The sequence below is a fragment of the Mycobacterium sp. ELW1 genome (assembly GCF_008329905.1).
GTDB lineage: Bacteria > Actinomycetota > Actinomycetes > Mycobacteriales > Mycobacteriaceae > Mycobacterium.
Genome location: NZ_CP032155.1, coordinates 4,200,555 through 4,222,912 on the forward strand (window position 1 = coordinate 4,200,555; position 22,358 = coordinate 4,222,912).

The window sequence follows — 22,358 nt, forward strand, 5'->3', positions numbered from 1 at the left end:
GCATGGTGGAGACGGCGGTCGGCCTCAGCGACGAGGAGCTGGCACGGATCGAGGGTGAGTTCGGCTTCGAGTTCGCCGACGACCATCGAGCATTCCTGTCTTCCGGCTTGCCCGTTGGGGATTCGTGGCCAGACTGGCGCTCGGCGCCCCGCCGCAGTCTGCAACAGCGATTGCGGCTGCCCGCCGAGGGCATCCTGTTCGCTGTCGAATGGCGGGACTTCTGGGGTGCCGACTGGGGTGCGCGCCCGGCCCGGATGAAGGACGCCTTGCGCAGCGCGAACTATCACCTGGCGCGCGTGCCGCAGTTGGTGCCACTGCACGCGAACCATTACCTTCCTGCGGGGCGCGGCACATCCGGGCACCCGGTGCTGTCGGTCTATCAGAGCGACGTGAGTTGTTGTGCCGCTGACGTGTTCGACTACGTCAATCCCGATCCGTCGCGGATGTCGACGTCGACGGTGCCGTTCTGGTCAGACCTGATCGGCTAGGCACCCAAGGGATCGAGTTGACCCGGGGTGGCGTCATCCGCCGCCGTCGAGAGACTCAGGCCCTCATACTGTTCGTCGGCGGCCAGCAGGTCGCGTCCGGCGGCGGTGGCGTAACGATACGCATCGGGGCCGACGAGCAATCGAGCTGGCGGCGTGTCCATCTCGATGATCTGAAGAAGTAGTGCTGCGACCTTGACCGGGTCGCTCGCCCCGAGGTTTGCCGGCTGGCTCAGCTGCGCCGCTACTCCCACGGTGGCCGCATACTCGTCGCGGATCGGGTCGACCCGCATCGACGAACCCGCCCAATCCGTACGCATACCACCGGGTTCCAGCACCGTGACCCTGATGCCGAGTGGAGCAACCTCCTGGGCGACGACACCGGAGTATCCGGTGACGGCCCACTTGGACGACTGATAGGCAGCCAACCCAGGTCGCGTCAATCGTCCACCGACGGAGGAGATTTGGATGATGTGGCCGGCGCGCTGAGCACGCATGACCGGCAGCGCTGCTTGAGTGAGTCGGACGACGCCGAAGAAGTTCGTCTCGACCTGAGCGCGGAAGTCGTCGAAAGCGACGTCTTCGGCCGCGCCCATGTTGGCGTAACCGGCGTTGTTGACCAGAACGTCGAGCCGCCCCCACCGCTGGACTGCGGTGTCCACGGCGGCGTGGACCTGGTCATCGTTGGTGACGTCGAGCGCGACGACGGCCAGACGCTCGGGTTCTCGAGCGGCAAGGTCGTCGAGAGCTGACGGGGAGCGAACGCCCGCGACGACATATTGTCCGGCGTCTAGCGCCGCCTCGGTGATGGCCCGCCCGAGACCGCGGGATGCTCCGGAGACGAGGATTACGTGCGACATGATGGTGACCTCTCTTGATGATTGTTGGATGCTCAGGTGACGTTGCGGACGGTGCCGCCATCGACGCGCAGATCTGCGCCGGTGATGTAGTCGGCGTGGACACTTGCGAGGAAACACACTGCGGCCGCGATCTCCTCGGGTCTGCCGAGTCGGCCTACGTCGTTGGGAAACCAGGTTGTGGCCGCCGCACTTTCGACATCGGCCCAGGACGGTCCCCAGCCGTGAACGGCAGCGGCCTGCAACACCATCCCCCGTGTGCTGTCGGTGAGAATGGCGCCCGGGGCGACGATGTTGGCCGTGACGCCGGAGCCGGACAACTCCCGCGCGAGCGACACGGTCAGGTTGTGCCGCGCTGCCAAGGTGGCACTGTAATGCGGCTGCTCGGCGACCGGTTGAACGGCGAGACCACCGCCGATCTGGATGATCCGGCCCCACCCGCGCCGACGCATGCCCGGCACCAGCTGCCCGATCATCCGCACGACCGAGACGACGTTGATTTGATGGATCCGGGTCCAGTCGCCGGAAGACAAATCCGTCCACAACGATCCGTCGTAGTACCCGGCATTGTTGACCAAGATGTCGACGTCCCCGGCGGCGTGTGCGACCGCAGCGGCGCCCTCGTCGGTGGCGAGGTCGCCGAGGACGGCCATCGCATCACCGCCGTTCGCACGGATGGCAGCGGCCACCGCGTGAGTACGGTCGCTGTCGCGCCCGTGCACCACCACCGACGTTCCCTCGGCGGCGAGCATCTCCGCAATCGCACGGCCGAGACCGGCGCTCGATCCGGTGACCAACGCCCGCTTATGAGCCAAACCGAGATCCACCCCGAGCCTCCTTGTCTACATGTGTATACCGACGATGTATACGAACGTAGACTTGTTCACGTTCATTCCCCAGGGCGGGATCCGGCAGCGGTGGTCAGGGCTGCGGATCGTCGATGAGGGCGGCGACCATCGGCTCGAGCACTCTCGCGATGTCGGCCGCCGTGCCCTTGCGAAGAGCGCGCGTCCCGACCACACCGCGCATCATGAGCATTCCGCTGATCACCGCAAGGAGGATCTCGCTGCGCAGTTCCCGATCGGATGAGTCGAGTTGGCGAGTCAATCGCGCGCCGACATGGCGTTCGATGGCCTTGCGCACGATCGTCGTGGCGACAGGATTCGATGCCGACCTCAGCATGATCAAGAACGGCTGCGGCGCGTCGGCGCGAGACCCGCTTCCGGCCACCAGCGACTCCACGATGTCGGCGACCAGACTGTCCGACTGCTCGCTGACGAAAACCGGTGTCGCGAAGGCTGTTTCGACAGCCTCGGCGAACAGTCCTTCCTTCGAGCCGAAGTACCTGTTCACCAGCATTGCGGTGACGCCGGCGCCATGAGCGATCTGTCGCACTCCCACCCCGTCGTATCCCGCCTTCGCGAAGTTTTCGATCGCCGACTTCAGGATCGCCTCGCGCGTTGCCGCGGCATTACGCGGCTGCGGATGGGACGCCGCCATGAAGAGCCTCCGTCTATGAGGGCCTGATTCTCGACTGCTACCGCAGCGGAGAACTCGCGATGGGTTGGAGCGTCTGTATGTGTGTCGCGATGATCAGGGAAGCGTCAAACCCTCGATGATCGTCGACGAAGTCGTCACTCGTGCCGTAACTTTCGGCCAGGACGCGCGGATCGCCGCCTGAGTAGCCAACGAGTGCGATGACGCGGGGTTCCTCCGCCGCAGGTTCGGTCCACACGCCGTGCACGGTGATGCCGTACTTGCGCAAGGTGCGAATGTGGCGTGGCCAGAACTCCGAGACGTAGCTGTCCAAAGCGTCCGCGTCGGCCAACGTATAAGTTCGCAACTCCACCCCGCGAGTCTACAGCCGTAGATTCGCGCGCTGGTGGCGTTAGATGTTGGTTTCGTCGACCGGCACACCGCTGGCCGGTGCCGCCGCGCCGCCGTCATCCGACGGGGCCTCGACGTCGAGGCCGAGGGTGTACGACGTCATCGACAGCGAGCCGTAGGCGCAGCCATCGGTGAGCACGCCGACCCGGTCAGCGTGATCGGCAGCAAGTCCCGCGAAGTACAGCAGCGGCAGAAAGTGATCGGGCGTCGGCACCGCGGCCGGATAGTCCGCGTGATCGCGGAGCCGGACAGCATTGGCCGGATCGGTCAGAACCTGCGTTCGCGCCTGATCGTCGAAGCGCTGAGCCCAGTCAAAAGCCCTGTCCCCCAGCGTCGGATCCATCCCGGCCAGATTGTGCACCACGTTGCCGCTACCCAGGATCAGCACACCCCGCTCGCGCAGCGCAGCCAGCTTGGCGCCCAGCGCGAGGTGATAGTCCAGCGGCTTGTCGGCATTGATGGCCAACTGCACGACGGGAACCGATGCGTCCGGGAAGGCGTGCACGAGCACCGACCAGGTGCCGTGGTCGATCCCCCAGCTGTCGATGTCGGCGCCCACCCACGTCGGCTCGACCACGTCGGCGATTTCGTCGGCAAGCTCCGGCAGACCCGGTGCCGGGTACTGCACCTCGAAGAGTTCGGCGGGAAAGCCGTAGAAGTCGTGGATGGTCCGCGGCACGGCCATCGCGGTGACGGCGGTGGCGTTGATGTACCAGTGCGCGCTGACGACGAGGATCGCCCGCGGCCGCCCGGCTGATTCGTGCACCGACCGGCCGAACGCCCGCCACGCCGAGGTGTAGCGGTTGAGCTCCAGGGCGTTCATCGGGCTGCCGTGTCCGATGAACGCAGCCGGCATAGTTGCGGACATAGCTCTAGTTAACCGCGATATCACTCACTGTGGGTCAGCTGATCGACGAATGCAGCGCTCGCATCGCCGGTCAGCTTGGCCGCGTCGAAGCCGTAGGCGACCTCATCTCCGCGGATCGCGCGCAGCGGGTCCTCGAAGTCACGGAAGTACCCCATGGCCCATGCGCCCTCCTGGTATCCGATCAGCTTCAGCAGATCGTCATCGAGCTCGCGCGCGACTTCCATTGGTACCGAGAGGAATTGGTTCTCCTCTTGACGGACCCACCCGACACAGTAGTTCACGTTGATGGCGCGCCGGACCTGGTCGCTGCGGTTGGCCGCACCGCTGTGCACGATCTTGCCGGAGTAGAGCAGCACGGAGCCGCGCGACATCTCGGCCTGCACACACTCGTCGTCGGCGTAGTCGGTCGGCTTCTTGTCACCCACCTGACTGCCCGGCACCACCCTGGTCGCGCCCATCTCCGCGGTGTAGTCGGTCATGGCCCACAGCGTGTTGCACTGCACGTGGTAGTCGTCGGGGAACGGGTAGAAGTCGAAAGCGTTCTGGTCGCGGTGCAGCGACTGATCGGTTTCGCCCGGCTCGATCGAGATCACCTGGGTGAGCATCAGCTGAAATGCGCTGGCATGACCGAGGAAGTCCCGGCACACACCGAGGACGGACGGATTCTGAATCAGCGTGCGGCACGCCGGTGAGCGGGCGATCAGCGCACCGGTACGCCGGGTCTTAAGACCGATCATCGCGTTGTAGCCCATCGGCGTCGCGTCGAGGTAGGGCGACAGTTCGTCGCCGATGGTGTCCATCAGGGAGTCCGGAACCAGGTTGTCGACGATCACGTAGCCGTCGCGGCGCAGATGATCGGCAAGGTCCGCCGGGGACGTGTCGGCCGGAACATGCGTCAGCACGGTCATGGTTCGAGTATCGCGGAGCGTATGTGTTGACCAGGTAAAACGGGGTCACACGACGGTTAAGGCCGCCGCCGCTTGGTGGCGCCCGGCTTACGGGCGACCTTTCCGGCGGCGGCCCGGGCGGCTTGCTTGGCCAGCGTCTTCTCCCGCGCTGTGCGCTTCGGAGCCGGCTGCGCCTGCCCGCGTGACGAACTCGGCTTGCGCCCCCGCACGATCCCGGTGAACTCTTCGACCAATGCCGACGGTTCCCCCGCCGGGAAGGCAAGGGCCACTGGACACGTCGGTGCGTCGACGATGGGGCGATACGTGAGGTCGCGGCGGTGATACAGCCGGGCCAGCGACTGCGGGACGATCAACATGCCCAAGCCTGCGGCGGCGAGTTCCATTGCGGCCTCGGTGCTTTCGGGGCGGTGATCGATCGGCGTTCCCGGAGCATCCGCCCAGCCGACGACGTCGTCGAGTGGCAGCAGGACCGGTTCGTCGGCGAGGTCGGCCGCGGTGATCTCGTCGGCGGCGCTCAGAAGGTGATCGGTGGGCACCACGGCCACCGTCGTCTCCTCGTAGAGCGGGATGACGGACAGTCCCGATGTGTCGGCGGGCGCAACAACGCGACGTCGACGGTTGCGTCTCGCACCGCGGTGGCGGCGTCCGCCGCGGTGATGGCGCACAGCGTCAGCCGGACATCAGGATGACGCTCGGCCCAGGTCCGCGCCCACTTCGCGGGCGTCGCTCCGGGGACGTACCCGACGGTGAGCGAGGACTGGGTCACCGACCCAGGCTACCGATAGGCTCGTGCCATGAGCAGGCCGAACGCGCAGTCGATGAAACCCGCCACCGCGGCGAAAAAGCTGGACGTGTATCTGCCGGCGACCCCCGCCGAGTTCCAGGCGACTGCGATCACCCGCGACGAATTGGCCGCCCTGCAGGCCGATCCGCCGCAGTGGCTGGCCGATCTCCGCAAGAACGGCCCGCATCCCAAGAATCTGGTCGCGGCCAAGCTGGGCGTGTCGATCGCGGGCCTTGCGCGGGGCGGAGTGGTGGACGCGCTGACCACCGAGCAGATCGATGCGCTGCTCGCCGACAAGCCGGACTGGCTGGTCGCCGAACGCGAGAGCTACCAGAATGTGCTGGCCGAGGAACGGCGCCTTAAAGCGCTGCGCGCGGAAAAAGCTCGCTGAGACAGCGCCGAGGGCGTCACGCCATGTCGTCGGCCCAGAAGATCTGCCAGGAATGGCCGTCGAGGTCGTTGTAGCTGCGTCCGTACATGGACCCGTGATCTTCGGAATCCCCATCGGTGCCACCCGCGGCGATGGCTCGATTGACCAGGGCGTCCACCGCGTCCCGACTGTCGACGCCGAGGCAGACGACGCATTCTTTGACCTTGGCCGCGTCGGCGGTCTCCAGCGGGTGGAGGGCGTCGAAGGCCTCACGCTGCAGCAGCATCGCGAACTGGTTCTCCCCCAACACCAGCGTCACTGCTTTCTCACCGCTGAACCTGTCGTCGAACGCATAGCCGAGATCGGCGAAGAATCGTCGCGAGCGCTCGACGTCGGCGACCGGCAGGTTCACGAGCATCATTGCGTGCAAGGGGTGCCTCCAAAGGTGTTACGGGATCCCGTCGCAGAGTTAGACCAGGGCTGGACGCAGAACTCATCGGGGAACGCCGTCGATTCAGAACTGAGAGCGAACATTTCGCCGTCACTGTCGCTTCCTGTTCTGACTCGATGCGACGAGCCGTAGCCTGCCCTCTATGACCTATCTGTCCACCTGGGTGCGTGAGCACCGGATCGCAGTGGCCACCGCCGGCTATGCGGGCTATTCCGCGGTGATGCTCCGATTGGATCGTCAGATGCAGGCCACCGGCGGACCGGGCATCATCCCATTCGAACTCGCGGGCTCAGCCGACAAGGCCGAGGGCATCATGGCCCGGTGGGGTGAGGACGGCATGCGCGCGGCCCGCAGGTCGATGTGGCTCGACTTCGGCTACATGACGAGCTACGGAATTCTGCTGGCATTGCTTGTCGACCGTCGCCGGCGACGCCGGGGTCATCCGGCCTGGCTACCAGCCTTGGCAGCCGGCGCGGTGGCGGGCGACGCCGTCGAGGGCGTCGCACTGCTGCGGGTGCTCGACCGTCGGGACGTCGCCGTCAACGCGCGGCGCGCGCAGGTCGCGGCGTCGATCAAGTTCGCCATCCTCGCGGTGGCTCTCGGATATGCCACCTACCCCGGAAAGAACACAGGCCAGGGATAACCTCCCTGGCCTGTGTACTCTCGGCGCTCAGCTCACAGCATGCAGCTGACGCAACCCTCCACTTCAGTGCCTTCCAGCGCCATCTGGCGAAGCCGGATGTAGTACAGCGTCTTGATTCCCTTGCGCCAGGCGTAGATCTGCGCCTTGTTGACCTCGCGGGTATCGGCGGTGTCCTTGAAGAACAACGTCAGCGAAAGACCTTGGTCCACATGCTGAGTGGCCGCGGCGTACGTGTCGATGATCTTCTCGTAGCCGATCTCGTACGCGTCCTGGTAGTACTCCAGGTTGTCGTTGGTCATGTAGGGCGCCGGGTAGTAGACGCGGCCGATCTTGCCTTCCTTGCGGATCTCGACCTTGCTCGCCACCGGGTGGATCGACGATGTCGAGTGGTTGATGTAGGAGATCGATCCCGTCGGCGGCACCGCCTGCAGGTTCTGGTTGTAGATGCCGTTCTTCTGCACCGACTCCTTGAGCCGCACCCAATCCTCTTGGGTGGGAATGCGAATGCCGGCCTTCGAGAACAACTCGCGCACCCGCTCGGTGGCCGGCTCCCACACCTGGTCGGTGTACTTGTCGAAGAACTCGCCGCTGGCGTACTTCGACTTCTCGAAACCCTTGAACGCAGTTCCCCGCTCGACGGCGATCTTGTTCGACGCGCGCAGCGCGTGATAGAGCACCGTGTAGAAGTACATGTTGGTGAAGTCGATGCCCTCTTCGGATCCATAGAAGATCCGTTCGCGCGCAAGGTATCCGTGCAGGTTCATCTGGCCGAGGCCGATGGCATGCGAGTCGTTGTTCCCCTGCTCGATCGACGGAACCGACCAGATGTGCGTCTGGTCGCTCACCGCGGTCAACCCGCGAATGGCCACCTCGATGGTCTGCGCGAAGTCGGGCGAGTCCATCGCCTTGGCGATGTTCAGCGAGCCCAGGTTGCACGAAATGTCCTTGCCGACCTTGGCATACGACAGGTCCTCGTTGAACAGCGAGGGCGTCGACACCTGCAGGATCTCCGAGCACAGGTTGGAGTGCGTGATCTTGCCGTCGATCGGGTTGGCCCGATTCACCGTGTCCTCGAACATGATGTACGGGTAGCCCGACTCGAACTGCAGCTCGGCCAGGGTCTGGAAGAACTCGCGGGCCTTGATCTTGGTCTTGCGGATCCGCGCGTCGTCGACCATCTCGTGGTACTTCTCGGTGACCGAGATGTCGGCGAACGGCACGCCGTACACGCGCTCGACGTCATACGGCGAGAACAGATACATGTCCTCGTTCTTCTTGGCCAGCTCGAAGGTGATGTCGGGGATCACCACGCCCAGCGAGAGGGTCTTGATGCGGATCTTCTCGTCGGCGTTCTCCCGCTTGGTGTCCAGGAAGCGGTAGATGTCGGGGTGATGCGCGTGCAGGTAGACCGCGCCGGCGCCCTGTCGGGCACCGAGCTGGTTGGCGTAGGAGAACGAGTCCTCCAGCAGCTTCATGATCGGGATGACGCCCGAGCTCTGGTTCTCGATGTTCTTGATCGGTGCGCCATGCTCACGAATGTTGGTCAGCAGCAAGGCAACCCCACCGCCGCGCTTGGACAGCTGCAGCGCGGAGTTGATCGAACGGCCGATCGACTCCATGTTGTCCTCGATGCGCAGCAGGAAGCAGCTCACCGGCTCGCCGCGCTGCGCCTTGCCCGAGTTCAGGAACGTCGGGGTGGCCGGCTGGAACCGTCCGTCGATGATCTCGTCGACCAGCTTCTCGGCCAGCATGGTGTCACCGGCGGCCAGCGTCAACGCCACCATCACCACCCGGTCCTCGAACCGCTCGAGGTAACGCTTCCCGTCGAACGTCTTCAGCGTGTAGGAGGTGTAGTACTTGAACGCGCCGAGGAAGGTCGGGAACCGGAACTTCTTGGCGTACGCGCGATCGGTCAGCGTCTTGACGAAATTGCGCGAGTACTGATCGAGAACCTCACGCTCGTAATAGTTCTCGCGGATCAGGTAGTCGAGCTTCTCGTCCTGATTGTGGAAGAAGACCGTGTTCTGGTTGACGTGCTCCAAGAAATACTGGCGCGCGGCCAGGCGATCCATGTCGAACTGAATCTTGCCGTCTGCGTCGTACAGATTCAGCATCGCGTTGAGCGCGTGGTAGTCGGTCTCCCCCGGCAACGCGTGCCCTGACGTCGTTACAGGCTCAGCAGCTGTGACTGTAGGTGGCACGTGTCCTCGTCCTTCCAGAATTTCGTTAACTCCGCACGGACGGCTTCCACGTCCTCCGCGGTTCCCATCATTTCGAAGCGGTAGAGCAGCCGAACCTTGCACTTGTGCGACACCAGCTTGGCCGCAAAGCAGTACTCGGCACCGAATTGTGTGTTGCCGGCCCCGACCACCGCGCGGATGTGGGACCGATTGTTCTGATTGTTCAAAAACCTGATGACCTGCTTGGGGACGTACCCCTTGGCCTCGAGGTGCGGGGTGTCCCCCCGGCCCCTGCCGTAGGTCGGCAGAAGCAGGACGTAAGGCCGGTGTACCTCGATCTGCTCGTGAAGGGGAATCCGGATGGCCGGCACACCCAGCTTCTGCACGAAGCGGTGGGTGTTCTCCGAAACACTGGAGAAGTACACCAACCGCTCCGAGCCCGCCAGGCTGGGGCTGCCATCCGGATTCATCACATCTCTTTCCGTGGCGCCCGGGCCGCTAAGCGCTCAGTGCGGCACCGGAGAGGGCCTTGATCCGGTCCGGCCGGAAGCCCGACCAGTGATCGCCGCCGGCAACGACGACCGGCGCCTGCAGGTAGCCCATCGCCATCACGTAGTCGCGGGCCTCCGCGTCCTCGGTGATGTCGACGACGTCGTAGGTCAGACCCGACTTGTCCAGGGCCTTGTAGGTCATGTTGCACTGCACGCAGGCTGGCTTGGTGTAGACGGTGATGGTCATCTGCGGTATGGCTCCTCAGCGAAACATAGAGATGTACTCAGGCGGACTGACTGTGCGCAGGCACTCATGAACATTCAGCGAGCTGTCGGACCGTGAAATTCCTGACCGGCGGAGCCGCTCGGACCGACATCTCAGCTTCGGTTCCGGCGTTCCGGCGGACCTGTGACTTTCTGGTCTGTCGGCCTGTCGAACACTACACCTAGTGTCCGACAGCACGAAGAGATACCACATGTTCTGAATAACAATTTTGAAATTCCCTGGTCGTAAGCCCTTCACCCCTTCCCCGCCCGGCGTGTCGCATGTCACAACACGCCGCACGGCACCGGCTGTGCCTAGATGTACCACCGGGCACCGACACGACCGTTGGGCGTGGCTGTGGCGGACCGCCGAATAGCAAAAGGCCGCCGGCGCACAGCACCGGCGGCCTTGCGTGAGCGGGACGGAGCCTCAGCCCACCTCGGCGGCGAGCTTGCCGACCACGTCGCGCACCGCAGCGGACACATCGGAGTTCTCCCGCGGATGCTTTCCGTCGAAGGTCGTGGACGGCACCGAAAGCTTCACCGACTCGACGACTCGGGGACCGGCGATACCGAACGACTTGCGCGCCTCGTCATGCGCCCACACCCCGCCGTACTGACCGAGGGCCGACCCGATGACCGCCAGCGGCTTGTCCTTCAGCGCGCCGTTGCCGTACGGCCGCGACAACCAGTCGATCGCGTTCTTCAGCACACCGGGGATGCTCCCGTTGTATTCCGGAGTCACCACCAGAGCCGCATCGGCCTGCGCGGCCGCGGTCCGCAATGCCACCACGGGGGCGGGTGCGTCCTCGGTGTCGAGGTCCTCGTTGTAGTGGGGCAGGTCGCCCAGCCCGTCGTACACGGTGACGGTGACGCCGTCGGGCGCCGACTCCGCCGCAAGTTCGGCCAGCTGGCGATTGACCGAGGCCGCCCGCAAGCTGCCTACCAGTGCCAGCACATTGATATCCGCCATGTCGCAATCCCTTCAGTCGTTCGCGATCCTCCCACGGCAGAACCGGACCATGGTCCGGTTTATTTCCCGCTGAGCTAAAGTGTGGGAGTGAGCGCGATCTCCGGGGCCAATGAGCTGCCCCTTTCCGCGCCGCAAGAACGAGGCGACGCCGCCCGAAACCGGCTGCTGCTGCTCGACGCCGCCCGCACCCTGATCGCCGAACGAGGCGCAGACGCGGTCTCCATGGACGACATCGCCGCCGCCGCGGGCGTGGGCAAGGGCACGTTGTTCCGGCGCTTCGGCAGCCGCGCCGGGCTGATGATGGTCCTGCTCGACGAGGACGAACGCGCCATCCAGCAGGCATTCCTGTTCGGCCCACCGCCCCTGGGCCCCGATGCGCCTCCCCTGCAACGGCTTCTGGCCTTCGGCCGTGAGCGGCTGCGCTTCGTCCAGACCCACCGCGACCTGCTTCTCGACGCCAACCGCGATCCGGATTCCCGCTACAGCGCGCCGTTCGCCGTCATGCACACCCACGTCCGGGTGCTGCTGCAGGCCGCGGGCAGCACCGGCGATCTCGATGCCCAGGCCGATGCATTGATCGCCCTTCTGGATGCCGACTACGTCACTCATCAGCTAGACGATCGCGGCCGCTCGCTGAACAGCCTGGGCGATGCGTGGGACAGCGTCGCGCTCAAGTTGTGCGGGACGTGACCGCACCACCCGCCCGCGACTGGGTCCTGCACGTCGACCTCGATCAGTTCCTGGCCTCGGTCGAACTGCGCCGCCACCCCGAACTCGTCGGCCTACCGGTGATCGTCGGCGGCAGTGGCGATCCCGCCGAGCCGCGCAAGGTCGTGACATGCGCGTCGTACGAGGCCCGCGGCTTCGGCGTGCACGCCGGGATGCCGCTGCGCAGCGCCGCGCGCAAGTGTCCGGATGCGACGTTCTTGCCGTCGGATCCGCCCGCCTACGACGAGGCCTCCGATCAGGTGATGGGTCTGCTCCGCGATCTCGGCCATTCGGTCGAGGTGTGGGGCTGGGACGAGGCCTACGTCGGCGCCCGGCTCGCCGACCCGGTGGAACTGGCCGAGCGGATCCGCACCGTGATCGCCGCCGAGACCGGGCTGGTCTGTTCGGTGGGCATCAGCGACAACAAGCAGCGGGCCAAGGTTGCGACCGGCTTCGCCAAACCGGACGGCGTCTACACCCTCACCGACGCCAACTGGATGGAGCAGATGGGTGCGCGCCCGGTGGACGCGCTCTGGGGTGTCGGACCGAAGACCACGAAAAAGCTTGCCGGTGTGGACATTACGACCGTGCGGGAGCTCGCGTCGGCCGATGCCGAATTGCTCACCGCGACGTTCGGACCCCGCACCGGCCTGTGGCTGCTCCTGCTGGCCAAAGGCGGCGGCGACACGACGGTCAGCGCCGAGCCGTGGATTCCCCGGTCCCGCAGTCACGTCATCACATTCCCGCGCGACCTGACCGAACGCGCCGAGATGGACGCAGCCATCGTCGACCTGGCACAGCAGGCGCTCGCCGACGTCGTGGCCCAGTCGCGCATCGTCACCCGGGTGGCGGTCACGGTGCGTACCAACACGTTCTACACCCGCACCAAGATCCGCAAACTGGACGAGCCGACTGTCGCCGGCGAGGTGATCACGGCCGCCGCACTGCGGGTGCTCGACCTGTTCGAGCTCGACCGGCCGGTGCGGCTGCTGGGAGTTCGGCTGGAACTACAACCGTTGAGCGCGGACTGACCCAGGCAAAGTGCGAGTGGGAGGTGTCGGCATCAGCCGCTTCATGGCATCTCTTCCTCGAGGAGTGCGCGGAGGGCGCGCGGGGGCCGACCGGTGACGCGCTGGACAGTGTCGGTGACACGGTCCTCCGCCCCTTCGGCGATGGCACGGTCCATGCCGGCCAGCATGGCGGCGAACTCCGGCGGTACCAGCGCCGTGAGGCGATCGCGCAGTTGCTCGTAGGACAGATGACGGTGGGCCACAGGCCGACCGGTGACCTCGGTGACGATCGCGGCGACATCGTCGTAGCTGAGGGCCTCGGGTCCGGTGAGGATGAGGTCGGTGTTGGGTGATTGCCGGTCCGTCAGGGCGTGGACGGCGACGGCGCCGATGTCCTCGGCGTCGATGAAGCCGACCCGGCCTGTGTCGGTCGCGGTCCAGATGGCGCTGCCTTCACGGATGCTGTGCGCGTGCGCGTGTGTGCCGGTGAAGTTCTGCATGAACCAGGAAGGCCGCAGCACCGCCCACTGTTCGAACAGATCGGGCAGTGCCCGGTGCACTGTTCCCACCGCAGAGCCACCCTCGGGTATGGCCGAAGAGCTCAGCAGCACCGCGCGGTGCACGCCCCCGATACGGGCCCGCTGCAGGAAGGGCAGCATGACCGCCGCCGGGTCGGAGTCGCCCACGGGCGGTATGAGGTAGACGCGGTCGACGCCGACGAGGGCGGCAGTGTGAGTGGCCGGGTCGTACCAGTCGAAGAGGACCGGCTCGGCTCCGGGGAGCGGGGTGGCTCGGCGGCTGGCCGCTTTGACACGGTGACCGGCGGCCGTCAGCTGTGCGGTGGTGCGGCTGCCGGTGGTGCCGGTGGCGCCGATGACCAGAGTGGTACCGGTCGCGGTCATCGGCTGCTCCCGGTGAAGTCGGCGCCTGGTTCGAGGACGGCGAGGGGGTTCCAGTAGTCACGGTAGGAGGCGATGCGCCCGTGTCGAACCGTGACGACGGCGACGTAGGTCATGTCGAAGGGAGCGTCGGTCTCGACCAGACGGCCGATGCCGCGCATCTCGACCACGATGGTCCCCGGGTCAGTGGTCTGGTGGATCCGCAGGTCGGGGAAGTCGTGCACGTCGATGTGATCGGGGTAGTGGCGCATGTAGGCGGCGATGGCCTTCTTGCCCTCCAGCCGCCCGGGCCAGCCCGGAGGGGCGAACGGGAACTCCATGATGCCGTCCTCGTCCCAGAGGCCCACCCAGCCGGGAATGTTCTTGTCCAGTAGCAGCCTCAGGCTGTGGCGGTAGAGATCCGCCGGAGAAGTTGGTGTGGACATGGAGTTCCCCCATCTCGTAGATATCTCATATAATCCGGACCCAGGGTCCGCTTTAACGATACGGACCCCGGGTCCGTTTTGCAATCAGAGGAACCGCATGACCGAGCGCAAGCCACGCAAGGACGCTGCCCGAAGCCGGGAGGCTGTCCTTGCCGCCGCCGACGCCCTGTTTGCAAGTGGCCAGAGCCCTGACGACGTCACCATGGCGGACGTCGCAGCCGCTGCAGGCGTCGGGAAGGCCACCCTCTTCCGGTCCTTCGGTGACCGCGCCGGGCTGCTGCGAGCGCTATACGAGGCACGACTCGAACCGATCAGGGTCGCCGTCGAAGCCGGCCCGCCACCCTTGGGACCCGCCACCCCGCCAAGCCAGCGCGTACCCGCCCTGCTCGACGCCGTCCTGTGCTTCAAACTCGACAACCGCCGCCTCGCCCTGGCGCTGGAGGAAAGCGGCAGCACCAGCCCATACCAGGCCGAGCATTATGTGCGGTGGCACGCCCTGCTCCGAGCCGTACTGGAGCAGATCCCCGGCCTGACCGACAGCGACTTCACCGCCCACGCCCTGCTCGCCGCGACCCGAGCCGACCTCGTCGAGCAACTGGCCGGACAAGAGCGCATGTCGCGCGAAAAAATCCGGACGCAGCTGGCGGACTTCGCCACCAGAGTCCTGGCCTCTCCCCCGTACCGAGAGGGATCGCCGAGCCCTGATCAAGAATCAGGCGACTTCTAACGGGCCGGGGTTCTCACAAACGATCGGATGCGAGAGTTCTGCGCTTGCCTGAGGCCTACGACGTCGACCCGCGCCGGGCAACGTGCTGTCTGTTTTAGACCACCGAGCTCAGCGCGACTTGAGCGGTCGGACCAGCAGGCATGCGCCGACGATCGTGGCCACGGTGTTGAGGAACACGAACCGAAGTTCGTGGTTCCCCACTCAACGCATCAGGCCGGCGGCGCGCCGCGCGGACGCAACACGCGGGTGAAGAACACGTTGACCCGTCGCATCGCGACGCTGTAGGGCCACCAGGCCAGCCGTTTGAACGCATACAGGGCGCGGATGTCGGGCGAGGTGTAGATCAGGAAGCGGTTCTTGGTGACACCGGCCAGGATCTTGTCGGCGACCTTCTCCGGCGATATGGCGTGCCCGCTGAAGCGCTTGACCCACCGCTGCACTTTCGGATGGTCGCGATCCACGCCGGCGATCTGGACCGTCTGGACCAAGGGGGTGTCCACCGCGCCCGGCACCACGAGTGAGACCCCGATCTGGTGGCGGGCCAGATCGAAGCGCAGCACCTCCGAAAGTCCGCGCAGGCCATACTTACTCGCGCTGTACGCGGCGTGCCACGGCAGCGCGACCAGTCCGGCCGCCGAGGACACGTTGACCAGTTGCCCACCGCGGCCGGCAGCGACCATCGGCGGCAGGAACGTCTCGATGACGTGGATCGGGCCCATCAGGTTGACGTCGATCATCGACCGCCAGTGGTGGTGGGTGAGCTGATCGACGGTTCCCCACGCCGAGATCCCGGCGATGTTCATCACGATGTCCATCGCCGGCCGGCGGGTGTGGATGTCGGCGGCGAACCCGGCGACCGCGTCGTAGTCGGAGATGTCCAGCGCGCGGTGCTCGGGGACCTCGGCACCGAGCGCGCGGGCGTCGGCGACGGTCTGCTCCAGGCCGTCGGCGTTGACGTCGGTCAGGTACAGCTCGGCCCCGTCGCGGGCCAGCCGAAGCGCGGTGGCACGGCCGATGCCGCTGGCTGCGCCCGTGATGAACACCCTCTTGCCTGCGAAGCCGTCAGCCATGGATCAGTCGCCGACCCGTCCGCCCCACAGCGCATGCAGCCAGAGCTTTTCCAGGATGCGCACTGCTTGGTCCAGGTTGCGGTCCGGCCCGACGAACGCCGTCTCCCCGGAGAGCGTCAATGCTGTTGTCGCCGTGAGAATCCGGACGAGTCCGCGGATGTCGTCGCTGATCGGGTCGGCGGTGCGATTACGGATCTCGGCTTCGACGATCGGCACGATCTGATCGATCACCGCATCGTTGTAGCGGTCCAGGATCTCGCGGATCTCGGCGTCGGTGTGGCGGGCGGCGTTGCAGGCCGACATCACCGGATCGTTGTGCGCGTAAACCACGGCGGCGCTGCGCACCATGCGTTCGGCGAAAGCCGTCGGCGTCTCGCCGGGTCCGCGCGGAGCGAACGAGTGGGTGAGTTCCTCGAGCTCGTGGGCGGCCTCGCCGACGATGTGGGCCAGCACGGCGTACTTGGAGTCGAAGTAGAAGTAGAAGCCGGAACGCGCAACCCCGGCCCGATCGCTGATCGTGCTGACCGAGAGTTCGGCGAAGGGCTTTTCTTCGAGCAGCTCGCGAACGGCCTGGACGATGGCGTGCCGCTGCTTGTCGCCACGGCGACGCGGCGCCTCGACGGAGTCTTGCTGAGCGATCACCCGTTCACCTTGCACCACGCCGGGGGCGAAGTGAAACTTGACATGCGTCAAGAAAGTTGGCCAGGATGGAACAAACCTGTGGTGCTGGCCACACCCGGCCGGCAAGAATGCCTGTTCTCTGTGTCCCGAGGAGCGTCGATGGCGACCATCAGTACCCCCCACTACCTGCTGGATCAGGCTCGTCGCCGATTCACACCCACCCTGAACACCATCCCCGGAATGGGTGTGGTCGAGAAGCGGCTCCGTGAGCGCGACTGGCCGCAGTTCGAGCTGGCCCAGCCACCCGCGGGCAGCGGACTCAAGACGGTCATGGGCGATTCGGGGCTGCCCCTGCTCGGCCACATGGTCGAGACCTTCCGCGGCGGTCCCGAGTATCTGCTGCAGGTCTACCGCAAATACGGACCGATCCACTACGCCTACTCCCCGGCCCTGCCTGCGGTGACCGCGTTGGGACCCGACGCCACCCAGGCGGTGTTCTCCAACAAGAACAAGGACTTCTCGCAGAAGGGCTGGCATCCGGTCATCGGGCCGTTCTTCAACCGAGGCCTGATGATGCTCGACTTCGACGAGCACATGTACCACCGGCGGATCATGCAGGAGGCGTTCACCCGCACCCGGCTGTCCGGCTACGTCGAGCACATCGACCGGGTCGCCTCGCAGGTGATCGCCGACGACTGGGTGGCCAACGACCCGCGCTTCCTGTTCCACCCGGCAGTCAAGGAGCTCACCCTCGACATCGCCTCGGTGGTGTTCATGGGCCATGAGCCCGGATCCGACCATGAACTGGTGACCAAGGTGAACGCGGCGTTCACCACGACCACCCGCGCCGGTGGGGCGATCATCCGCACCTCCGTTCCGCCGTTCAAGTGGTGGCGGGGGCTGCAGGCCCGCAAGGTGCTGGAGGACTACTTCAGCGAGCGCCTCAAGGAACGCCGCAAGGCCGAGGGCACCGACATGCTGACCGTGTTGTGCCACACCTCCGACGACGACGGCAACAAGTTCACCGACGACGACATCGTCAACCACATGATCTTCCTGATGATGGCCGCCCACGACACCTCGACGTCGACGCTGACCACGATGGCCAACCATCTCGCCGCCAACCCGGAGTGGCAGGAGCGCTGCCGCGACGAGTCCGACCGACTCGGCGACGGGCCGCTCGACATCGAGGCGCTGGAGAAGCTGGAGACCCTCGACCTCGTCATCAACGAGTCGCTGCGGATGGTCACCCCGTTGCCGTTCAACGTGCGCCAGGCGGTGCGCGACACCGAGTTGCTGGGCTTCTTCATCCCGGCCGGCACCACCGTCAACATCTGGCCAGGCCTCAACCACCGGCTGCCCGAGCTGTGGACCGATCCGGAGAAGTTCGACCCGGCCCGGTTCTCCGAGCCGCGCAACGAGCACAAGCGGCATCGCTACGCGTTCGCTCCGTTCGGCGGCGGCGCGCACAAGTGCATCGGAATGGTCTTCGGGCAGCTGGAGATCAAGACCGTCATGCATCGCCTGCTGCGCAAGTACCGCCTCGAGCTTCCGCACCCGGGCTACCAGCCCCGCTACGACTACGCGGGCATGCCGGTGCCGATGGACGGCATGCCGATCGTGCTGCGCCCGCTGCACTGACGGGCGGTCAGCCGATCAGCCGGTTCGCGCAAGCGATGACGGCGCGCAGCGCCGATTGGGTGGGATCTTCGGCCCACCCCATCGCCCATTCCCGGCGCCGTCCGTCGCTGCCCTGCACAAAGGTCGCGGTGTGCGGTCCTGCCGCCAGCTGGTGGAATCGGGTCATCTCGACGCCGATCCCCCGGTCGTAGAGCATCGCGGTCAGCGCCGCGACCGGACCGCTGGCGTGCACGGTCGCACTTTCGATGCGATCGCCCACGGCGATCGTCGCGCAGAACCGTCGCGGCTGCGGACCCGATCGGGAGGAACGCTCATCGCACTCCCAGGACCCCAGCCGGACGGGGCCGCCGCTGGGGCTGAAAGTGTCGGTGAAAGCGCTCCACGACATCAGTTGGGCGTGTTCGCGAAGTTCCGCCGGAAGCGGAGCGCAGAAGAGCGGTGCGGGTTCAAAGATGGTGGTGCTGTGCGGACTCATGTGAATCGGTCTTCTCGTCCAGAGGAGGCTGACCGACGGCGTAGTTTTCGACCCACAGCGGGGGGTCGGTCTGGATCAGACCCCGCTGCGGGTTGCTACTACAGCAAGCACGCGATGCATGGTCGCCAAGGTTAGACCTGCCCGGGCAGGCGATGCAAACGGGTTATCGTCCCCCTAAGCTTTCACCCCAGAGGAGTTGATATGTGCTATCCCGTCGAATGCCCGCACTGCCACAAGACCACGTGGGCGGGGTGTGGCGAGCACGTCGACCAGGTGATGCGCGACGTGCCTCCCGCCCAGCAATGCACCTGCGGGCAGGCCAGCCAGCCGGCCCGCTAGACGAACGGGTTGTCCCCGGTCGCGACCTGCATGCCGAGGCCGATCAGTCGGCTCGCCGAATCATGAAGCCTCTCACCGGCTTCGCGATGTGCCTGACCGGCCAGATACCGCGAGTACGTACCCTCGATGACGATCGCCAGCTTGAAGCACGCCATCGCGATGTACCAGTTCAGGTGTCCGGCGGGCCTGCCACCGGCGTCGGCGTACGCGGCGACCAATTCGGTGCGCGACGGCAACTCACCCAGTGCGGCCAGCTCCCGGCCGGCGTTGATCGGATCGGGATCATCGGGCCAGCACACCAGGATCCAGCCCAGATCCAGCAGCGGATCACCGATGGTGCACATCTCCCAGTCCACGAACGCCGCGACCTCGGGGGCGTCACGGCGCAACAGCACGTTGTTGAGGTGCGCGTCGCCGTGCATGATGCCCGGCTCCCCGTCGGGCGGCCGGTGCTCACCGAGCCAGTCCGCGAGCCGGCCGACCTCCAGCATCTCCGGCCGGTAGCTCTCGTGGCGGTAGCTGTCGAGTAGCCCGAGGAAGTTCGGAACCTGGCGCGCCAGAAATGATCCCGGACGGTGCAGCTGCTGCAACGGACGGCCCTGCCACGGCGCCGCGCTCAGCCGGGCCAGGTCCGCCGCATAATTCAGGCCCACCTGATGTCGCAGCCGTGGGTCGGCGGCGTACGCGGGGGCGACCTCGGTCGCCGGGTTGAAGCCGTCGACATCCTCCATCAGATAGAAGACGACACCCAGCACACCGAGGTCGTCACAGCCGGCCACGAATTCGGGATGGGGTACCGAGCTTCCGGCCAACGTCTGCAGCACCGCGATCTCGCGCTGCATGGTGCGGTTGCTGTTGGGGCGTGGGTGGGGCGGCGGCCTGCGCAACACCAGCCGGCGGTCGTCGACACGCAACCGCACCACGACGTTCTGGGTTCCGCCCGGCAGAGGTTCGACATCGCGCACCGCCGAGCCGATCCCGTGGTCGCGCACCCAGGCGCTCAGGGCGTCGACGGCGGCCGGGTCAAGAGTTCCGGGAACCTCTGCGGCCCGGTCATCGATATTGCTCACTGGTCAGTGGATTCCCGAAAATCGTTGCCGCCCATATACTCTCCGAAGCGCACCGCGACCACGCAGACATCGTCGTTGCGGGGTGGCGGCGCGAGGGACCGGGTCAGTTCGCGGCACGCCGACGCCAGAACCTCGTCCCCCCGCCAGCCGGAAACGATGTGCTCGACCCGTACCATTCCCGACTCGATGTCCTGGCCGCGCCGCTCGATGAGCCCATCGGTGTACATGACAAGGGTGTCGCCCTCCGCCACCTCGACGTTGCCCTCGCTATAGGACGCACGCTCGACCGGCCCGAGAACCGGGCCGTGCGCACCGGCCAGCCGGATGACCGTCCCGGTCGACGCCCGCCGCAGTAACAGCGGCGGGTGACCGGCCGAGGCGTAGCACAAGGTGGCCGAGGCCGAATCCAGCAGCGCCACACTCATTGTCGCGAACTTACCGTTGCTGGCATGACGGGTGAACGCGTTGAGCGCGGTCAGCAACTCGGCGGGGGCCAGCCCCTGCAGAGCCAGTGCTCGCCCGGCGCTGCGCAGTTGGGCCATGTCCTCGACGGCGGGCAATCCGTGGCCCACCACGTCGCCAACCGCCAGATAGGTGCTGCCGTCCGATAATTCGAGCGCGTCGTACCAATCACCACCGAGGCCCTGCACCAGGTCGGCGGGTTCGTAACTCACCCCGACGCCCAGGCCGTCGATCGGAGTCGGACTGGTCGGCAGCACAGCCGCCTGCAGCACCGCGGCGCGGGCGTGTTCGTCGGCGTACATCCGCGCCCGCACCAGCGCCTGCCCGATCATCGTGGCGACCGCCGAGGTGTAGGCCAGCTGCGCGGTGTCCAGCGGCTGGGTATCGGCCCAGGCCAGTACCAGCGCTCCAATTGCCTTGCCACCCACGGTCAACGGCCAGCTCACCACCGCCGCACCACCGCTCGCGACCATCCACTTGGCGTTGTCGGGGTAGCGCCGGCGATATTCGGCGACGGTACGGATCACCACCGGGTGACCGGTCCGGACCGCGTCGGTGGCCGCAGTGGACTCACTGACCGCCACACCTTCGTGGAACTGATTGACCACGAATTCGGGGTAGCCGCCCATCGCCACCCACTCCAGGGTGACGCCCTCGTCGTTGACCAAGCCCACCGCAACTGCTTGCGCGCCTGCGTCATTGATCACCTGACCCATGACCGCGTCGCCGATCTGCTTCTGGGTGAACGCCCCCGACAGCAGCCGGCCCAGGTTGGCGAGCGTCTCCAGTCGGGCCCGCTCGCGCTGTTCGGCCTCGTGCCGCCGTACCGCTGTGACCCGCCCCGCGGCCTCCTGCGCGGTCAGCATCGCGACCAGCACCACGACCGCGATGAATGCCTGGGCGATCGCCAGCTGCCCCGGCCTGCGCAGATCGAGATTCTCGAACGTCGAGTATCCGGCGTTCGCCATGCCGTTGGCGGTGAACGCCAGCGCGCCGCCACACAGTGCCGCGCCGATCATGTCCAGACGCAAGGCCGCCCACGCCATCACCGGCAACAGGAACAGTGCAGGCGGAAGCGAGAGACGGAACGACACCACGGTCAGCACCGCCATTCCGGTCAGGACCAGCATCGTCTCCAGCATCCGCGATCGCAAGATGTGGGATTGCACTGGCCACAACAAGATTGGTGCACCGATCATCAAGACACCGACCCCGTCGCCGGCCCACCAGTGCAAAACGGTCATCGCCCAATCGGCCTGATCGCTCAGCGATTTGGTGAGCCCGCCGATCACGCCGCCCGCCAGCGGGCCCAGCACCATGGCTCCGGCCACGAACCGGGCGAGGTCCTCGCGCTTGCGCAGATCAGGCGGTCCCTTGCACCAGGCCAGCACAAGTGAGGCTCCGACCAGCGGCTCGACCGAGTTGGCCGCCGCGAATCCCACCGCCGCCGGCCAGCTCAATCCGTAGCGCAGGTCCACGGCCAGCTCGGCCACCACGATCGCGGCGACGATCACCGGCCACATCGTCCGCCGGGTCAGCAGCATGGCCGCCACCGTCACCCCGGCCGGCGGGAAGAACGCGGGTCCGATACCGGCGCCGAACGTCTGCCACGACAACACCGACCCGGCCAGGTAGGGCAACGCGACCCAGCCGAACAGGCCGGCCGCGAATCCGATCCGATCGCGAGTACGCGAGACGCTCACGCGGCCCTGCTTCGTGATCCGTGGATCAGCCGGGCCGCAAACACGTC

Annotated in this window: 26 protein-coding genes and 1 pseudogene; 8 read left to right on the forward strand and 19 right to left on the reverse strand. The window is 66.2% G+C overall.

Translation table 11 applies throughout. From position 1 onward, the window contains the following. Nucleotides 1-2 precede the first annotated feature (2 nt). A complete protein-coding gene (locus D3H54_RS19930) occupies nt 3-488 on the forward strand; it encodes a hypothetical protein (RefSeq protein ID WP_149380521.1) in 486 nt (161 codons plus the stop codon). On the opposite strand, the gene D3H54_RS19935 is transcribed toward D3H54_RS19930, so the two are convergent. The 7 genes and pseudogenes from D3H54_RS19935 to D3H54_RS19965 all read right to left on the reverse strand — a co-directional run bounded on the left by D3H54_RS19935 (nt 485) and on the right by D3H54_RS19965 (nt 5,771). Beyond that, entirely contained in the window at nt 485-1,345 is an 861-nt protein-coding gene (locus tag D3H54_RS19935; RefSeq protein WP_149380522.1) for an SDR family NAD(P)-dependent oxidoreductase, read from the reverse strand. The genes D3H54_RS19930 and D3H54_RS19935 overlap by 4 nt on opposite strands. 32 nt (nt 1,346-1,377) lie before the next feature. Next, complete coding sequence (locus tag D3H54_RS19940; protein ID WP_149380523.1) at nt 1,378-2,169, reverse strand: SDR family NAD(P)-dependent oxidoreductase; 792 nt, start codon at nt 2,167-2,169, stop codon at nt 1,378-1,380. Nucleotides 2,170-2,263: 94 nt separating this feature from the next. Continuing rightward, complete coding sequence (locus D3H54_RS19945) at nt 2,264-2,842, reverse strand: TetR/AcrR family transcriptional regulator (protein WP_149380524.1); 579 nt, start codon at nt 2,840-2,842, stop codon at nt 2,264-2,266. Between the two features lie 37 nt (nt 2,843-2,879). Next, complete coding sequence (locus D3H54_RS19950) at nt 2,880-3,191, reverse strand: NIPSNAP family protein (protein ID WP_149380525.1); 312 nt, start codon at nt 3,189-3,191, stop codon at nt 2,880-2,882. A gap of 39 nt (nt 3,192-3,230) precedes the next feature. Beyond that, nucleotides 3,231-4,085, reverse strand: a complete 855-nt coding sequence (ygiD, locus tag D3H54_RS19955; protein ID WP_149383639.1) for a 4,5-DOPA-extradiol-dioxygenase — start codon at nt 4,083-4,085, stop codon at nt 3,231-3,233. A gap of 32 nt (nt 4,086-4,117) precedes the next feature. Beyond that, nucleotides 4,118-5,005, reverse strand: coding sequence for a phytanoyl-CoA dioxygenase family protein (locus D3H54_RS19960; protein WP_149380526.1), 888 nt, complete (start codon nt 5,003-5,005; stop codon nt 4,118-4,120). Nucleotides 5,006-5,061: 56 nt separating this feature from the next. Then, nucleotides 5,062-5,771: pseudogene (locus D3H54_RS19965) on the reverse strand (LysR family substrate-binding domain-containing protein). Between the two features lie 28 nt (nt 5,772-5,799). Here D3H54_RS19965 and D3H54_RS19970 point away from each other — a divergent pair. Then, the gene (locus D3H54_RS19970; protein WP_149380527.1) at nt 5,800-6,180 is read left to right on the forward strand and encodes a DUF5997 family protein; all 381 of its coding nucleotides are present in this window, start codon (nt 5,800-5,802) and stop codon (nt 6,178-6,180) included. Nucleotides 6,181-6,196: 16 nt separating this feature from the next. Here the strand turns inward: D3H54_RS19970 and D3H54_RS19975 are convergent, their stop codons facing one another. Continuing rightward, a complete protein-coding gene (locus D3H54_RS19975) occupies nt 6,197-6,577 on the reverse strand; it encodes a VOC family protein (protein WP_353620057.1) in 381 nt (126 codons plus the stop codon). A gap of 175 nt (nt 6,578-6,752) precedes the next feature. Between D3H54_RS19975 and D3H54_RS19980 the strand changes: the two genes are divergently transcribed. Then, complete coding sequence (locus D3H54_RS19980) at nt 6,753-7,253, forward strand: hypothetical protein (protein ID WP_149380529.1); 501 nt, start codon at nt 6,753-6,755, stop codon at nt 7,251-7,253. Between the two features lie 32 nt (nt 7,254-7,285). Here the strand turns inward: D3H54_RS19980 and nrdE are convergent, their stop codons facing one another. The 4 genes from nrdE to D3H54_RS20000 all read right to left on the reverse strand — a co-directional run bounded on the left by nrdE (nt 7,286) and on the right by D3H54_RS20000 (nt 11,161). Then, entirely contained in the window at nt 7,286-9,454 is a 2,169-nt protein-coding gene (gene nrdE / locus D3H54_RS19985) for a class 1b ribonucleoside-diphosphate reductase subunit alpha (protein ID WP_149380530.1), read from the reverse strand. After that, on the reverse strand, nt 9,421-9,903 hold the full coding sequence (nrdI, locus tag D3H54_RS19990) for a class Ib ribonucleoside-diphosphate reductase assembly flavoprotein NrdI (protein WP_149380531.1): 483 nt from the start codon (nt 9,901-9,903) through the stop codon (nt 9,421-9,423). The genes nrdE and nrdI overlap by 34 nt, the downstream gene beginning before the upstream one ends. A gap of 28 nt (nt 9,904-9,931) precedes the next feature. Continuing rightward, nucleotides 9,932-10,171, reverse strand: a complete 240-nt coding sequence (locus tag D3H54_RS19995) for a redoxin NrdH (RefSeq protein ID WP_102808938.1) — start codon at nt 10,169-10,171, stop codon at nt 9,932-9,934. 447 nt (nt 10,172-10,618) lie between these two features. Beyond that, nucleotides 10,619-11,161, reverse strand: a complete 543-nt coding sequence (locus tag D3H54_RS20000) for an NADPH-dependent FMN reductase (protein WP_149380532.1) — start codon at nt 11,159-11,161, stop codon at nt 10,619-10,621. Nucleotides 11,162-11,248: 87 nt separating this feature from the next. Here D3H54_RS20000 and D3H54_RS20005 point away from each other — a divergent pair, with 87 nt between their 5' ends. Both D3H54_RS20005 and D3H54_RS20010 read left to right on the forward strand, forming a co-directional pair. Beyond that, a complete protein-coding gene (locus tag D3H54_RS20005) occupies nt 11,249-11,851 on the forward strand; it encodes a TetR/AcrR family transcriptional regulator (protein ID WP_149380533.1) in 603 nt (200 codons plus the stop codon). Further along, on the forward strand, nt 11,848-12,900 hold the full coding sequence (locus D3H54_RS20010) for a DNA polymerase IV (protein ID WP_149380534.1): 1,053 nt from the start codon (nt 11,848-11,850) through the stop codon (nt 12,898-12,900). Before D3H54_RS20005 ends, D3H54_RS20010 begins: the two co-directional genes overlap by 4 nt. Before the next feature lie 41 nt (nt 12,901-12,941). Here D3H54_RS20010 and D3H54_RS20015 read toward each other — a convergent pair whose 3' ends face one another. Together D3H54_RS20015 and D3H54_RS20020 are read right to left on the reverse strand one after the other, a co-directional pair. After that, a complete protein-coding gene (locus D3H54_RS20015) occupies nt 12,942-13,781 on the reverse strand; it encodes an NmrA family NAD(P)-binding protein (protein WP_149380535.1) in 840 nt (279 codons plus the stop codon). Next, complete coding sequence (locus D3H54_RS20020) at nt 13,778-14,203, reverse strand: nuclear transport factor 2 family protein (protein WP_149380536.1); 426 nt, start codon at nt 14,201-14,203, stop codon at nt 13,778-13,780. Before D3H54_RS20020 ends, D3H54_RS20015 begins: the two co-directional genes overlap by 4 nt. A 97-nt stretch (nt 14,204-14,300) precedes the next feature. Between D3H54_RS20020 and D3H54_RS20025 the strand changes: the two genes are divergently transcribed. Then, nucleotides 14,301-14,930 carry a TetR/AcrR family transcriptional regulator gene (locus tag D3H54_RS20025; protein WP_149380537.1) on the forward strand — a complete coding sequence of 210 codons (630 nt, stop codon included), beginning with the start codon at nt 14,301-14,303 and terminating at the stop codon, nt 14,928-14,930. A 209-nt stretch (nt 14,931-15,139) separates the two neighbouring features. Here the strand turns inward: D3H54_RS20025 and D3H54_RS20030 are convergent, their stop codons facing one another. Further along, nucleotides 15,140-16,000 (reverse strand): SDR family oxidoreductase, encoded by an 861-nt coding sequence (locus D3H54_RS20030; protein WP_149380538.1) that lies wholly within the window; start codon nt 15,998-16,000, stop codon nt 15,140-15,142. Between the two features lie 3 nt (nt 16,001-16,003). Then, complete coding sequence (locus tag D3H54_RS20035; protein ID WP_149380546.1) at nt 16,004-16,642, reverse strand: TetR/AcrR family transcriptional regulator; 639 nt, start codon at nt 16,640-16,642, stop codon at nt 16,004-16,006. A 138-nt stretch (nt 16,643-16,780) separates the two neighbouring features. On the opposite strand from D3H54_RS20035, the gene D3H54_RS20040 reads away from it, so the two are divergent. After that, nucleotides 16,781-18,262, forward strand: coding sequence for a cytochrome P450 (locus D3H54_RS20040; RefSeq protein ID WP_149380548.1), 1,482 nt, complete (start codon nt 16,781-16,783; stop codon nt 18,260-18,262). 7 nt (nt 18,263-18,269) lie between these two features. Here the strand turns inward: D3H54_RS20040 and D3H54_RS20045 are convergent, their stop codons facing one another. Next, nucleotides 18,270-18,737: a homocitrate synthase gene (locus D3H54_RS20045; protein WP_149380550.1), complete on the reverse strand. Its 468-nt coding sequence runs from the start codon at nt 18,735-18,737 to the stop codon at nt 18,270-18,272. Nucleotides 18,738-18,938: 201 nt separating this feature from the next. Here D3H54_RS20045 and D3H54_RS31290 point away from each other — a divergent pair, with 201 nt between their 5' ends. Continuing rightward, nucleotides 18,939-19,076 carry a DUF8730 family Cys-rich protein gene (locus D3H54_RS31290; RefSeq protein WP_168214921.1) on the forward strand — a complete coding sequence of 46 codons (138 nt, stop codon included), beginning with the start codon at nt 18,939-18,941 and terminating at the stop codon, nt 19,074-19,076. Here D3H54_RS31290 and D3H54_RS20050 read toward each other — a convergent pair. Both D3H54_RS20050 and D3H54_RS20055 read right to left on the reverse strand, forming a co-directional pair. Continuing rightward, nucleotides 19,073-20,137 carry a phosphotransferase family protein gene (locus D3H54_RS20050; RefSeq protein WP_149383640.1) on the reverse strand — a complete coding sequence of 355 codons (1,065 nt, stop codon included), beginning with the start codon at nt 20,135-20,137 and terminating at the stop codon, nt 19,073-19,075. The two genes, D3H54_RS31290 and D3H54_RS20050, sit on opposite strands and share 4 nt — an antisense overlap. 5 nt (nt 20,138-20,142) lie before the next feature. After that, nucleotides 20,143-22,311 carry a SpoIIE family protein phosphatase gene (locus D3H54_RS20055; protein ID WP_149380552.1) on the reverse strand — a complete coding sequence of 723 codons (2,169 nt, stop codon included), beginning with the start codon at nt 22,309-22,311 and terminating at the stop codon, nt 20,143-20,145. Nucleotides 22,312-22,358: the final 47 nt, after the last annotated feature.

Bases quoted from the DNA above. Each gene is read 5' to 3' on its own strand.
- D3H54_RS20045 (WP_149380550.1), bottom strand. From the start codon at position 18,737: ATGAGTCCGCACAGCACCACCATCTTTGAACCCGCACCGCTCTTCTGC.
- D3H54_RS19970 (WP_149380527.1), top strand. From the start codon at position 5,800: ATGAGCAGGCCGAACGCGCAGTCGATGAAACCCGCCACCGCGGCGAAA.
- D3H54_RS31290 (WP_168214921.1), top strand. From the start codon at position 18,939: ATGTGCTATCCCGTCGAATGCCCGCACTGCCACAAGACCACGTGGGCG.
- D3H54_RS19975 (WP_353620057.1), bottom strand. From the start codon at position 6,577: ATGCTCGTGAACCTGCCGGTCGCCGACGTCGAGCGCTCGCGACGATTC.
- ygiD (WP_149383639.1), bottom strand. From the start codon at position 4,085: ATGCCGGCTGCGTTCATCGGACACGGCAGCCCGATGAACGCCCTGGAG.
- D3H54_RS20040 (WP_149380548.1), top strand. From the start codon at position 16,781: ATGGCGACCATCAGTACCCCCCACTACCTGCTGGATCAGGCTCGTCGC.
- D3H54_RS19995 (WP_102808938.1), bottom strand. From the start codon at position 10,171: ATGACCATCACCGTCTACACCAAGCCAGCCTGCGTGCAGTGCAACATG.
- D3H54_RS20020 (WP_149380536.1), bottom strand. From the start codon at position 14,203: ATGTCCACACCAACTTCTCCGGCGGATCTCTACCGCCACAGCCTGAGG.
- nrdI (WP_149380531.1), bottom strand. From the start codon at position 9,903: ATGAATCCGGATGGCAGCCCCAGCCTGGCGGGCTCGGAGCGGTTGGTG.
- D3H54_RS19945 (WP_149380524.1), bottom strand. From the start codon at position 2,842: ATGGCGGCGTCCCATCCGCAGCCGCGTAATGCCGCGGCAACGCGCGAG.
- D3H54_RS19935 (WP_149380522.1), bottom strand. From the start codon at position 1,345: ATGTCGCACGTAATCCTCGTCTCCGGAGCATCCCGCGGTCTCGGGCGG.
- D3H54_RS20000 (WP_149380532.1), bottom strand. From the start codon at position 11,161: ATGGCGGATATCAATGTGCTGGCACTGGTAGGCAGCTTGCGGGCGGCC.
- D3H54_RS19930 (WP_149380521.1), top strand. From the start codon at position 3: ATGGTGGAGACGGCGGTCGGCCTCAGCGACGAGGAGCTGGCACGGATC.
- D3H54_RS20030 (WP_149380538.1), bottom strand. From the start codon at position 16,000: ATGGCTGACGGCTTCGCAGGCAAGAGGGTGTTCATCACGGGCGCAGCC.
- D3H54_RS20025 (WP_149380537.1), top strand. From the start codon at position 14,301: ATGACCGAGCGCAAGCCACGCAAGGACGCTGCCCGAAGCCGGGAGGCT.
- D3H54_RS19960 (WP_149380526.1), bottom strand. From the start codon at position 5,005: ATGACCGTGCTGACGCATGTTCCGGCCGACACGTCCCCGGCGGACCTT.
- D3H54_RS20015 (WP_149380535.1), bottom strand. From the start codon at position 13,781: ATGACCGCGACCGGTACCACTCTGGTCATCGGCGCCACCGGCACCACC.
- D3H54_RS19980 (WP_149380529.1), top strand. From the start codon at position 6,753: ATGACCTATCTGTCCACCTGGGTGCGTGAGCACCGGATCGCAGTGGCC.